Source organism: Streptomyces sp. NBC_00483 (assembly GCF_036013745.1).
In the GTDB taxonomy this organism is placed as follows: Bacteria; Actinomycetota; Actinomycetes; order Streptomycetales; family Streptomycetaceae; genus Streptomyces.
In genome coordinates this window covers 5,941,092-5,953,137 of record NZ_CP107880.1, presented here as the reverse complement: position 1 = coordinate 5,953,137, position 12,046 = coordinate 5,941,092, and the positions used below count along the sequence as shown (strand labels likewise).

The 12,046-nt window shown below is 69.7% G+C and carries 12 protein-coding genes; 3 read left to right on the top strand and 9 right to left on the bottom strand.

The annotated features are described in order from the left end of the window. Nucleotides 1-85: 85 nt before the first annotated feature. Nucleotides 86-1,063, top strand: coding sequence for a sigma-70 family RNA polymerase sigma factor (locus OHA73_RS26810; protein WP_266713394.1), 978 nt, complete (start codon nucleotides 86-88; stop codon nucleotides 1,061-1,063). Here the strand turns inward: OHA73_RS26810 and OHA73_RS26805 are convergent. Next, the gene (locus OHA73_RS26805) at nucleotides 974-1,417 is read right to left on the bottom strand and encodes an STAS domain-containing protein (RefSeq protein WP_327656332.1); all 444 of its coding nucleotides are present in this window, start codon (nucleotides 1,415-1,417) and stop codon (nucleotides 974-976) included. The genes OHA73_RS26810 and OHA73_RS26805 overlap by 90 nt on opposite strands. Nucleotides 1,418-1,514: 97 nt before the next feature. Here OHA73_RS26805 and OHA73_RS26800 point away from each other — a divergent pair, with 97 nt between their 5' ends. Then, nucleotides 1,515-2,447 carry an AEC family transporter gene (locus OHA73_RS26800; RefSeq protein ID WP_266713390.1) on the top strand — a complete coding sequence of 311 codons (933 nt, stop codon included), beginning with the start codon at nucleotides 1,515-1,517 and terminating at the stop codon, nucleotides 2,445-2,447. Nucleotides 2,448-2,520: 73 nt separating this feature from the next. Here the strand turns inward: OHA73_RS26800 and OHA73_RS26795 are convergent, their stop codons facing one another. Next, complete coding sequence (locus tag OHA73_RS26795; protein ID WP_327656331.1) at nucleotides 2,521-3,798, bottom strand: thymidine phosphorylase; 1,278 nt, start codon at nucleotides 3,796-3,798, stop codon at nucleotides 2,521-2,523. Between the two features lie 155 nt (nucleotides 3,799-3,953). Here OHA73_RS26795 and OHA73_RS26790 point away from each other — a divergent pair, with 155 nt between their 5' ends. Then, entirely contained in the window at nucleotides 3,954-4,649 is a 696-nt protein-coding gene (locus tag OHA73_RS26790) for a DNA alkylation repair protein (RefSeq protein WP_327656330.1), read from the top strand. A gap of 200 nt (nucleotides 4,650-4,849) precedes the next feature. Here the strand turns inward: OHA73_RS26790 and OHA73_RS26785 are convergent, their stop codons facing one another. The 7 genes from OHA73_RS26785 to OHA73_RS26755 all read right to left on the bottom strand — a co-directional run bounded on the left by OHA73_RS26785 (nucleotide 4,850) and on the right by OHA73_RS26755 (nucleotide 11,978). After that, nucleotides 4,850-5,725, bottom strand: a complete 876-nt coding sequence (locus tag OHA73_RS26785) for an RNA polymerase sigma-70 factor (RefSeq protein ID WP_327656329.1) — start codon at nucleotides 5,723-5,725, stop codon at nucleotides 4,850-4,852. Then, nucleotides 5,725-6,276 carry a carboxymuconolactone decarboxylase family protein gene (locus OHA73_RS26780; protein WP_327656328.1) on the bottom strand — a complete coding sequence of 184 codons (552 nt, stop codon included), beginning with the start codon at nucleotides 6,274-6,276 and terminating at the stop codon, nucleotides 5,725-5,727. Before OHA73_RS26780 ends, OHA73_RS26785 begins: the two co-directional genes overlap by 1 nt. Before the next feature lie 133 nt (nucleotides 6,277-6,409). Further along, complete coding sequence (locus OHA73_RS26775; RefSeq protein WP_266713380.1) at nucleotides 6,410-6,796, bottom strand: cytidine deaminase; 387 nt, start codon at nucleotides 6,794-6,796, stop codon at nucleotides 6,410-6,412. Then, nucleotides 6,793-8,058 (bottom strand): ABC transporter permease, encoded by a 1,266-nt coding sequence (locus OHA73_RS26770; protein ID WP_266713378.1) that lies wholly within the window; start codon nucleotides 8,056-8,058, stop codon nucleotides 6,793-6,795. Before OHA73_RS26770 ends, OHA73_RS26775 begins: the two co-directional genes overlap by 4 nt. Beyond that, a complete protein-coding gene (locus OHA73_RS26765) occupies nucleotides 8,055-9,182 on the bottom strand; it encodes an ABC transporter permease (RefSeq protein ID WP_267072807.1) in 1,128 nt (375 codons plus the stop codon). Before OHA73_RS26765 ends, OHA73_RS26770 begins: the two co-directional genes overlap by 4 nt. A gap of 5 nt (nucleotides 9,183-9,187) precedes the next feature. Next, nucleotides 9,188-10,771: an ABC transporter ATP-binding protein gene (locus OHA73_RS26760; RefSeq protein ID WP_266718813.1), complete on the bottom strand. Its 1,584-nt coding sequence runs from the start codon at nucleotides 10,769-10,771 to the stop codon at nucleotides 9,188-9,190. 151 nt (nucleotides 10,772-10,922) lie between these two features. Further along, nucleotides 10,923-11,978, bottom strand: a complete 1,056-nt coding sequence (locus OHA73_RS26755) for a BMP family lipoprotein (RefSeq protein ID WP_327656327.1) — start codon at nucleotides 11,976-11,978, stop codon at nucleotides 10,923-10,925. Nucleotides 11,979-12,046: the final 68 nt, after the last annotated feature.

Genomic DNA, 12,046 nt, shown 5'->3' with positions numbered 1-12,046 from the left:
TTTTTCCCGGTCGGGGGGCCGTTGTCAGTGGGCTGCGGTAGCTTTCGTCGTGCTGGAACTCACAGCGGCGATGGGGGCGTTGGACATGAGTGACACCGCGACACAGGCCGGGCTCGAAGACCTGGAGAAACACCGGGTCGAGCTGACCGGGTACTGCTATCGGATGCTGGGCTCGGCGTTCGAGGCCGAGGACGCCGTGCAGGACACGATGGTGCGGGCCTGGCGCAGCTTCGACAAGTTCGAGGGCCGCTCGAGCCTGCGCTCCTGGCTCTACCGCATCGCGACGAACGTGTGCCTGGACTCGCTGAACGCGGGGAACAAGCGGGCGCGCCCGATGGACCTGACGGCGGCGGCGCCGCTCGCCCAGGTCGCGCTCAATCCCCGCCCCGACAATGTGTGGCTCGAGCCCATTCCGGACGCCCGCGTGCTGCCGACGGTGCACGATCCGGCGGAGGCGGCCGTGGCGCGGGAGTCGGTGCGGCTCGCGTTCGTCGCCGCGTTGCAGCAGCTGCCGCCGAAGCAGCGGGCGGTGCTGATCCTGCGCGAGGTCCTGGCGTGGAAGGCGCAGGAGGTCGCGACCCTGCTCGACACGTCGGTGGCGTCGGTGAACAGCGCGCTGCAGCGGGCGCGGGCGACGCTGGCGGACGCCCCGCCGGCGGACTCCGCGACGTCCGATCCGCTCGACGAGGAGCAGCAGAAGCTCCTGGAGCGCTACATCGCGGCGTTCGAGGGCTACGACATGAAGGCGCTCACCGCGCTGCTCGCCGAGGACGCCATCATGACGATGCCGCCGTTCGACCTGTGGCTGCGCGGCCCCGAGGACATCACGGGCTTCATGACCACGATCGGCGCGTCCTGCGCGGGTTCGCGCCTGCTGCCGGTGGTGTCGAACGGGACGCCGGCGTTCGCCCACTACAAGCCGGATCCGGACAAGGGGGGCTTCGCGCCCTGGGCGATCCAGGTCATCGAGTTCTCAGCGGGGCGGATCTCGGGGTACCACTGCTTCCTGGACACGCAGCGCTGGTTCCCGTTGTTCGGCGTCCCGGACCATCTCGACGCCTGACCCGTCGCCGGCCTGCGCTCCCAGCACCTCGGCCATTCCGGCGAGTTCGAGGAGCACGGCGAGGCCCGGTGGCGGGTCGCGGAGCAGCATCCGTGACCCGGCGCGGCGGGCGGCGAGCTGCATCCGGGCGAGCGCGTCGAGGGTCGTGAGGTCGGCGGTGGTCACGCCGGAGACGTCGCAGACCACGGTCGGCGCGTCACCCGGCGCTCCGGCACGGGCGGCGTGGAGGCGCTCGCACAGCCGGGGTGCGTCACCGGAGCGGATCGGCCCGGCGAGCACCACGACGGGCGAGGACTCGGGAAAGAGCGAGGAAGCAGCCACGTACGAATGACCGCGCGGCGGTGCGGAATTCATCGGTCCTGTGCACAGAAGGGCACGTGGGCTGGATCACGTTGATTCGGATAGTGGATCAACGTTGACCGGCGATCCGTATCCGACGGAGTCTTGACGTGTGCAGGGGGTACTCAACGGTTTCGCGGTCATCGCGATCGTCATCGCGGTCGGCTACGTCATCGGACGGCGCGGCTATCTGGGTGCCAATGGCCGGGAGGTCCTCAACAAGCTGGCGTTCCATGTGGCGTCGCCCGCGCTCCTGTTCACCATGCTGGCCAAGGCCGACCTGGCGGTGATCCTGTCGCCGAGCCTGCTGGTCACGGCGCTCTCCACGGCGGCGGCGGCCGGGATCTTCATCACGGTGGGCGTCCTGCGCGGCTGGGGGACGGGCCGCACCACGATCGGCGCGCTGTGCTCGTCGTTGGTGAACTCCGGGAACCTGGGCATCCCGATCGCGGTGTACGTCCTCGGTGACGCCTCGCTCGTCGCCCCGGTCCTCCTCTTCCAGCAGCTCGTCGTGACGCCGATCGCGCTGACGGTGCTCGACCTGTCGGAGGCGTCGTCCGGTACGGCGCGGCTGACGTGGGGCCAGCGGCTGCTCACGCCGTTCCGGAACCCGGTCGCGATCGGTTCGCTCTCGGGCGTGCTGGTGTCGGCCACGGGGATCACGGTCCCCTCCCCGATCTTCGACCCGCTGGAACTCATCGCGAACATGTCGGTGCCGGGGATCCTGATCGCGTTCGGCATATCACTGTGCGGGAGTTCCTGGCCGGGCGGCCGGAGCGCGGACCGGGTGCCGGTGCTGCTGTCGACGGCGCTGAAGGCGGTGGGCCAGCCGGTGGTGGCGTGGGCGCTGGCGTCCTTCGTGTTCGGCCTGCACGGGGCGCGGCTCCTCGACGTCGTGGTGACGTCGGCGCTTCCGGCGGCGCAGAACATCTTCACGTACTCGAGCCGTTACCGGGTGGGTGAGCGCTTGGCGCGGGAGTCGATCCTGTTGTCGACGATGGTGTCGGTGCCGGCGCTGGTGGTCGTGGCGGCGTTGCTGGGGTGACCGGTGCGGCGTCGGGGCCGGTCCTACGTCAGGTCCGGTCCCGCGTCGGGACCGGCCACCCCAAGAGACGCTGTCAGCCGATCCGTTCCAGGACGATCGGCCGTGCCGTGAACTCCGTACCGGCGGGCGCGATGTCGTAGGCGCCCTCCAGGGCCTCCACCGCGTACGGGAGGCGTTCGGGGGTGTCCGTGTGCAGGGTCATGAGGATCTGGCCGGCGAAGACCGCGTCGCCGGGCTTGGCGTGCAGTTCCACGCCTGCCGCCGCCTGCACCGGGTCCTCCTTGCGGGAGCGGCCCGCGCCGAGGCGCCAGGCGGCGAGGCCCACGCCCATCGCGTCGAGGCGGGTGAGCACGCCGGACTCCCCCGCCGTCACCACGTGCGTCTCGCGGGCCGTCGGCAGTGCCGCGTCCGGGTCGCCGCCCTGCGCCGCGATCATCCGCCGCCACGCGTCCATCGCGCGGCCGTCGGCGAGCGCCTTTGCCGGGTCGGCGTCCTTCAGGCCCGCCGCGTCGAGCATCTCGCGGGCGAGGGCGAGGGTCAGCTCGACGACGTCGTCGGGGCCGCCGCCCGCCAACACCTCGACGGATTCCCGGACTTCGAGCGCGTTGCCCGCGGTCAGGCCGAGCGGGGTGTTCATGTCGGTGACGAGCGCGACGGTCGGCAGTCCGTGGTCCGTGCCCAACCCGACCATGGTGCGGGCGAGTTCGCGGGCTGCGTCGATCTCCTTCATAAAGGCCCCGGAGCCCACCTTCACGTCCAGGACCAGGGAGCCCGTGCCCTCCGCGATCTTCTTCGACATGATCGAGGACGCGATGAGCGGGATGCACTCGACGGTGGCCGTGACGTCGCGGAGTGCGTAGAGCTTCTTGTCCGCGGGGGCGAGGCCGCTGCCCGGCGCGCAGACGACCGCGCCGACGTCTTCCAGGGTGCGCATCATCTCGTCGTTGGTGATGTCCGCGCGCCAGCCGGGGATCGCCTCCAGCTTGTCGAGCGTGCCGCCGGTGTGGCCGAGGCCGCGCCCCGACAGCTGCGGCACGGCCGCGCCGCAGGCCGCGACGAGGGGGGCGAGCGGCAGCGTGATCTTGTCGCCGACGCCGCCCGTGGAGTGCTTGTCGGCGGCGGGCCTCGGCAGCACCGAGAAGTCCATCCGCTCCCCGGAGTTGATCATCGCGGCGGTCCACCGGGCGATCTCCGCGCGGTCCATCCCGTTCAGGAAGATCGCCATGGCGAGGGCCGACATCTGCTCATCGGCGACGTCGCCCCGGGTGTACGCGTCGACGACCCAGTCGATCTGCGCGTCCGAGAGCCGCCCGCGGTCTCGCTTCGTACGGATGACGGAGATGACGTCCATGGCAAATCCTCCAACGGTTCAGCACAGCGTGACGGGCCCCGTCACGCTCCACGGCACGGCGGCGACTCTACGCGCATAGACGTCTCTCGTGAAGTGCCCGGCCGGCGTCGGTCCCCGTACCGTGGAACCCCACCCGTGACGGACAGGAGACCGTGGTGCCCGAGACCGGGTCGGCGACGACCGCGAAGACAGTGCGCGAGCTTCTCGACGAGTTGGCGGGGCTCGAGGACCCGAAGGTGCGGGCCGTCAACGAGCGGCACGGTGACGACCACGGCGTGAATCTGAGCAAGCTGCGGGCGATCGCCAAGCGCCTCAAGACCCAGCAGGAGCTCGCGGTCGGTCTCTGGGCGACGGGCGACACGGCGGCGCGGCTTCTCGCGCTCCTCGTCTGCCGGCCGAAGGCGTTCGAGGAGGGCGAGCTGGACGCGATGATGCGGGACGCGCGTGCGCCGAAGGTGCAGGACTGGCTGGTCAATTACGTGGTGAAGAAGAGTCCGCATGCCGAGGCGCTGCGGGTGGTCTGGCTCGGCGACAAGGACCCCGTGGTCGCGGGTGCGGGGTGGGCGCTTACGGCGGACCGTGTGGTGAAGAAGCCGGAGGGGCTTGATCTGGCGGGGTTGCTCGATGTCGTCGAGGCGGAGATGCGGGGTGCGCCGGATCGGCTTCAGTGGGCGATGAACACGTGTCTTGCGCAGATCGGGATCGTGCATCCCGAGTACCGGGCGCGGGCGGTTGCGATCGGTGAGCGGCTCGGTGTACTCAAGGACTATCCGACGTCGGCGGGGTGTACGTCGCCGTATGCGCCGGTGTGGATTGCGGAGATGGTGCGGAGGCGGGGACGGGAGTCCTGATGCGGTGGGCCGTTCCTCCGGTCGCGGGGCTCTGCCCCGGACCCCGCGCCTCAATCGCCGGCGGGGCTTGAAGTGCTCATCCGGCGCCGGGGCTGATTTTGCCGCACCGGCGTTACGGACACGGGGCTCCGCCCCGGACCCCGCTGCTCAATCGCCGCAGGGGCTGAAAATGCCCACCCAGCGCCGAGGCTTGATGGTGGCTACCGGGACAAGTTCGCCTCCTCGTCGATTCTCGTCAGCTTGGCCGGGTTGCGGACCACGTAGATGTGCGTGATCCGGGCGTCCTTCACCACGACGCTCACCGCCGCCGGGACTCCGTCGAATTCGATGCGGGCCGAGGGGGCGGCGTTGAACCAGGCCGGGGTCGCCGTCAGTTCCGTCACCTTGGCCTGGGCCGATGCCAGGAGCTTGGCCACCACGTCGACGCCGATCAGCGGAGCGAGCGCCGCGGCCACGCGACCGCCGCCGTCGGCGATCATCACCACGTCCGGGGCCATGACCTCCATCAGGCCTTGCAGGTTTCCCGTGCGCAGGGCCGCCAAGAAGCGTTCCACCACGGCCTGTTGCTCCGTGCGCGCCACCTTTATGCGTGGCTGGCGCGCCGCCACGTGGTCGCGGGCCCGGCGTGCGATCTGGCGCACGGTGGCCGGGGATTTGCCGACGGCCTCGGCGATCTCCCCGTACGGGACGTCGAAGACCTCGCGGAGGACGAAGACCGCCCGTTCCGTCGGGCCGAGGGTCTCCAGGACCGTGAGGAGGGCAATGGACACGCTCTCCGCGAGTTCGACGTCGTCCGCGACGTCGGGGCTGGTCAGGAGGGGTTCCGGGAGCCATTGGCCGACGTAGTCCTCGCGGCGGCGTGACAGGGTCCGCAGGCGGTTGAGGGACTGGCGGGTGACGATCCGGACGAGGTACGCGCGCGGGTCGCGCACCTCGGTCCGGTCCGCTTCGGCCCACCGCAGCCAGGACTCCTGCAGCACGTCCTCCGCGTCGGCCGCCGAGCCGAGCATCTCGTAGGCGACCGTGAAGAGCAGGCTGCGGTGGGTGACGAAGGGGTCCGTCGACGAATCGGCCATTATGCGCGGGTCTCCAGGGGGATTTCGCAGGCCTCCGAGAAGCCCTGCGAGCTGATGCCGTGCGCCGTGTTGCCGCGCGTCGAGAAGTTCACGAAGGCGATGTACGTGGTGAGTTCGACCATCGCCGCCGGGCCGACCCGGTCGAGCAGGCCCGCGTACAGCTCGTCGGTGACGGTCGGCGGCGTGTTCGTCATGGCCTCCGCGAACTCCATCACGTCCCGCTCCAGCGGCGTGAAGGCGTCGGACTCGCGCCAGCGCGGGACCTGGCTCGCCTTCTTCAGGTCCAGGTTCTCGTTCTGCGCCTGGAAGTAGCCCACGTCGAGGCACCAGCTGCAGCCGACCTGCGCCGCGACCGCCATGTGCGCGAACGACTTGAGGCTCTCGTCGGCCGCGTCCCACTGGGCGACCTGGCGGCCGAGACCGAGACCGTCCTGGGCCACCTTCGGGTTGTGCCAGAGCACTTCGGCGGGCTCCATCACCGCGCCGAGCTGGTCGATCATGCCCTGCTTGAGCTCGTCGGGGAGTTCCGCCTTTGCGATACGGAGTGCCATGGTGTCCATCCTTCGAAGCGTCTCCGGCCGGGTCTTCCCGGCCGTTCGACATGAAGACACCGACGGGCCCGCGCGTGTGACATCCAGATCCACGTCCAGATCGACGTCCGCGCAGGCCCGTTCGCCGGATCCGTCAGCTCAGGTGCTCGGGACCGAACGCCTCCGGCAGCATCTCCCCCAGCGTCCGCACCCCCGCCCCCGTCTCCATCAGCAGCTCCCGGCCCCCGAACTCGTACAGCAGCTGGCGGCAGCGGCCGCACGGCATCAGCAGTTCGCCCTTGCCGTCCACGCACGTGAAGTGAGTGAGGCGGCCGCCTCCTGTGGCCACGAGGTGCGAGACCAGGCCGCACTCCGCGCACAGGCCGAGGCCGTACGACGCGTTCTCGACGTTGCAGCCGGTGACGGTGCGGCCGTCGTCGACGAGGGCGGCCGCGCCGACCGGGAAGCCGGAGTACGGGGCGTAGGCCCGGGACATCGCCTCGCGCGCCGCCTGTCTCAGGTCCTCCCAGTCAGCACTCACGCGCCCTGGCCCTTCCGGTACGGCTGGCCGTTCGCCCTCGGCATCCGCAGCCGCTGGGCCGAGAAGGAGAGGACCAGCAGCGTGGCGATGTACGGGACAGCGGTCACGAGCTGCTGCGGGACATCGTCGGTGGTCGCGTACCAGGTTGCCGCACCGGCGGCCGCCACGGCGCAGATGACACCGGCGACGTACCTCTTCTTGACCAGCGTCCAGATCGCGGCGATGACCAGGAGCATCGCCACGAGCAGCAGCAGCGCGTGCACGTTCTCCGTGCCGCCGCGCAGCCGGAGGCTGTCCGTGTAGCCGAACAGGCCCGCGCCGAGGGCGAGTCCGCCCGGCATCCAGTTTCCGAAGATCATCGCGGCGAGGCCGATGTAACCCTTACCGGCCGTCTGGCCCTCCAAGTAGAAGGGGTTCGCGACGATCGACAAGAACGCGCCGCCGAGGCCCGCGAGGCCGCCCGAGATGATGACCGCCAGGTACTTGTACTTGATCACGTTGACGCCGAGGGACTCGGCCGCGACCGGGTTCTCGCCGCAGGAGCGCAGGCGCAGGCCGAACGACGTGCGCCACAGCGCCCACCACGTGAACGGGATCAGGGCGACCGCGATGATCGTCAGCGGCGACAGGTCCGTGACCAGGCCGCCGAGCAGGCCCGCGATGTCCGAGATCAGGAACCAGTGCTTCTCGTTCAAGGTCGTCAGCCAGTCGGACAGCCCTGGGACGCTGAACGTGCCGAGCGAGTCGACCGGCGGGGACTGCTTGGTCGTGCCGCCCTCGACGCCCTCGAACGTGAAGTTGGAGAGGTAGCGCGTCACGCCGAGCGCGAGGATGTTGATGGCTACACCGGACACGATGTGGTTGACGTTGAAGGTGACCGTGACGGCCGCGTGCAGCAGGCCGCCGAGCGCGCCGCCGATGATGCCGACGCACACGCCGACCCACGGGCCCCACTGGTAGCCCGCCCAGGCACCGAACCAGGTGCCCAGGATCAGCATGCCTTCGAGGCCGATGTTGACCACGCCAGCGCGCTCGGACCACAGGCCGCCGAGGCCCGCGAGGCCGATGGGGACGGCGAGTTGGAGGGCCGTGGCCATCTGGCTGACGTTGGTGATGCCGTCGGCGCCCGTGATCAGGCGGACCAGGGAGGTCAGGATCAGGACACCCGCCACCCCGATCATCAGGACCGGCAGTGAGAGCTTGCGGCGGCCGCCCGGTGCGGGCTGCGACGCGGCCTTCTTGTCGACGAGGACCGTGCTCATCGGGCAGCCACCTCCTTCTCCGTGTCGTTGTTGTTGCCCGGGGCCGCGGCCACGGCGAGTTCGATGCCGACCCTGCGCTGCTGGCGCCGCTGGCCCCAGACGCGTACGGCCTCGTAGGAGACCACCACGGCGATCGTGATGATGCCCTGCATGATCACCGCGATCTCCTTGTCGTAGCCCTGCAGGTCGAGTTCCTGCGAGGCCTTCTCCAGCCAGGAGATCAACAAGGCCGCGAACGCGATCCCCACCGGCGAGTTACGACCCAGCAGGGCGATCGTGATGCCCTGGAAGCCGATCGTCGTCGGGAAGGTCAGCGAGTACGTGTGGGTGTCGCCGAGGAGCAGGGGCAGGCCCGCGAGGCCGGCCAGCGCGCCGGACACGAGCATCGCCGTCAGGACCATGCGCTTGGCGTCGACGCCGGAGGCGGCCGCCGCCGACTCCGATGCGCCCGTCGCGCGCAGGTCGAAGCCGAAGCGGGTGCGGTTCAGGACGAACCAGTACGCGACACCGAGCAGCGCGGCGATGACCACGAAGCCGTAGACCTCGCCCGCGTCCCCCATGTTGATGCCGGGGAACCAGCCGGACTCGTGCATCACGCCGGTCGTCTTGTTGTTGCCGACCTGCACGCCGAAGACGCTGGGCAGGTAGAGATAGCCGATGACGCTGGACGCGATGGAGTTCAGCATGATCGTCGCGACGACCTCGCTGACGCCGCGCGTCACCTTCAACAGGCCCGCGATGCCCGCCCACATGGCGCCGGTGAGCATCGCGACGAGGATCAGCAGCGGGACCTGCGCGAAGCCCGGCAGCGCCACCTTCGCGCCGACGATCGCCGCGACAACCGCGGCGAGGCGGTACTGGCCGTCCACACCGATGTTGAAGAGGTTCATGCGGAAGCCGATGGCGACCGCGAGCGCGGCGAGGTAGTACATGCCGGCCTGGTTGATGATCAGGACCTGCACGTCCGAGAACGTCGCCTGCTCGAACATGATGCTGTACGGCTCGATCGGGGACTTGCCCGAGGCGAGCAGCACCACCGAGGTGAGGACGACGGCGGTGACCAGGGCGATGACCGGGCCCGCGACGCCGAGGAGCAGCCGCTCCTTGTCGAACTTGTTCTTCATGGCCATCAGGACTCGTCCTCCGGCTGCCGGGCCGCCGGAATCTCGGCGCCTTCTTCTTCTACGTGTTCCAGGTGTCCCGAGGCCGCGCCCGTCATGGCCGAACCCAGCTCCTCGGGCGTGATCGTGGCCGGGTCGGCGTCGGCGACGAGCCGGCCCCGGTACATCACGCGCAGGGTGTCGGACAGGCCGATCAGCTCGTCCAGGTCGGCGGAGATCAGCAGGACGGCGAGGCCCTCGCGGCGGGCCTCGCGGATCTGGTCCCAGATCTGGGCCTGCGCGCCGACGTCGACGCCGCGCGTGGGGTGGGCGGCGATGAGGAAGCGCGGCTTGTGGCTCATCTCCCGGCCCACGATGAGCTTTTGCTGGTTGCCGCCGGACAGGGACGCCGCCGTGACGTCGATGCCGGGGGTGCGGACGTCGTACTCCTCGACGATGCGGCGGGTGTCGGCCTGCGCGGCCTTGATGTCGATGAGGATGCCGCGCGCGTTGGGCTTCTCGGTGACGTGGCCGAGGATCCGGTTCTCCCAGAGCGAGGACTCCAGGAGCAGTCCGTGCCGGTGGCGGTCCTCGGGGATGTAGCCGATGCCCTGCTCGCGGCGCTTGCGGGTGACCCAGGAGGTGATCTCCGTACCGGCCAGCGCGATGGTCCCCGAGTCCGCGTGCTTGAGGCCGATGAGCGCGTCGATCAGCTCGGTCTGGCCGTTGCCCTCGACGCCCGCGAGGCCGAGGACCTCGCCCGCGTGGATCGTGAACGAGATGTCGTCGAGGAGCGGCCGGCCGCCCTCCGCGTCGAGGCGCAGTCCGCTGACCTCGATGACGGCGCGGTCGGTGACGGTCGACTCGGCGGTCTCCGGTGTGGGCAGTTCGGAGCCGACCATCAGCTCGGCGAGCTGCTTCGACGTGGTCTCGGCGGGGACGGCGGTGCCGACCGTCGTGCCGCGCCGGATGACGGTGATCTCGTCGGCCACGGAGAGGACTTCGCCGAGCTTGTGCGAGATGAAGATGACGGAGAGGCCCTCGGCCTTGAGCTCGCGCAGGTTGTCGAAGAGCGCGTCGACCTCCTGCGGCACGAGCACGGCGGTCGGCTCGTCGAGGATCAGCGTGGTGGCGCCCCGGTAGAGGACCTTGAGGATCTCGACGCGCTGCCGGTCGGCGACACCGAGGTCTTCCAGGAGGACGTCGGGGCGTACGCCCAGGCCGTAACGCTCGGATATCTCAAGGATCTTACGGCGGGCCCGTGCCCCGATCCCGTACAGCTTCTCGCTGCCGAGCACCACGTTCTCGAGGACCGTGAGGTTGTCGGCGAGCATGAAGTGCTGGTGCACCATGCCGATGCCGCGTGCGATGGCGTCGGCGGGCGAGGAGTACGTGACAGCGGTGCCGTCGATGGCAATGGTGCCCTCGTCCGGCTTCTGCATGCCGTAGAGGATCTTCATCAGCGTCGACTTGCCCGCACCGTTCTCACCCACGAGGGCGTGCACGGTGCCCTTGTTCACGGTGAGATGGATGTCGTGGTTGGCGACGACGCCGGGGAAGCGTTTGGTGATGCCGGCCAGTTCGACGGCCGGCGGGCTCTGGGACGCGTTGATGGCGCACTCTCCTGGAGAAGGGGGCCGGGCGCCGTTCCCTGCGCTGGAGCCCCTACGTCTGCGAACGGGGCGCGGTGGGAGCCCGGGTGCTCACGGACCCTCCCGTGAGCACAGGCTCCCCGCACCCCGTTCCGCACTCATGTCGCCGCGATTACGGCTTGCTCTGAACCTTGATCTTGCCGCTGGTGATCCCCGACTTCGCGGTCTTCAGCGCCTTCTGGATCTCCTCGTCGCCGGAGAACTTCGGGTTCGAGCCCGCGAGGCCGACCTCCCCCGACTTCAGGTCACCGGTGACGACACCCGTCTCGGGCTTGCCATCCTGGACCGACTTGGCCAGGTTGTACACGGCCTCCGACACGTTCTTCGTCGCCGAAGTCAGAATGCTGGCCTTGTACTTGGCCAGGGCCTTCTGCGCGTACTGGTCGGAGTCGACGCCGATCGCCCAGACCTTCTTGGCGGCGGCGGCCTGGATGACGCCCTGCCCGGACAGGCCCGCCGCGTGGTAGACCACGTCGGCGCCCTTCTCGATCTGCGCGGACGCGGCGGTCTTGCCCTTGTCGGGGCTGGAGAAGCCGCCCTCGTCGGCGGTCTCGGTCAAGTACTGCTTGACGACCTTGACCTTCGGGTTCGTGTCCTTCACGCCCTGCGTGAAGCCGGCCTCGAACTTGTGGATGAGCGGTACGTCGACGCCACCCACGAAGCCGACGGTGTCGGTCTTGGTGGCCTTGGCGGCGGCGACACCGGCGAGGTAGGAGGCCTCCTGCTCGCTGAAGACGAGGTCGGCGACGTTCTTCGCCTGGACCGTGGCGTCGTCGACGATGCCGAAGGTGGTCTTCGGGTACTTCGCGGCGGCGGCCTTCACGGCGGGGGCGTAGGCGTAACCGATGCCGACGACGGGGTTGTAGCCCGCCTTGGCGAGGGAGACCAGGCGCGCGGTCTTGTCCGCGTCGGTCTCGCCGTCGGTCGGCTCCTGGTCCTCGCCCTTGTAGCCGAACTCCTTCTTGGCCTTGACCATGCCCGCGTACGCGGCGTCGTTGAACGACTGGTCGCCGCGGCCACCGACGTCGTAGGAGATGGCGATGCCCGTGGCCTTGCCACCGTTCTTGTCCTTGGCGGCCTCGCTGGACGTGCCGCCGCAGGCGGTGAGCGAGGTGGCGAGGGCGACGGTCGCAGTGCCTGCGAGCGCGATGCGGGAAACCCGGCGCATGGAATGAGCTCCTAGAGGTACAGAGGTACGTACGAGCACCGACGACGGACCGGACGGCGCTGGCTTCG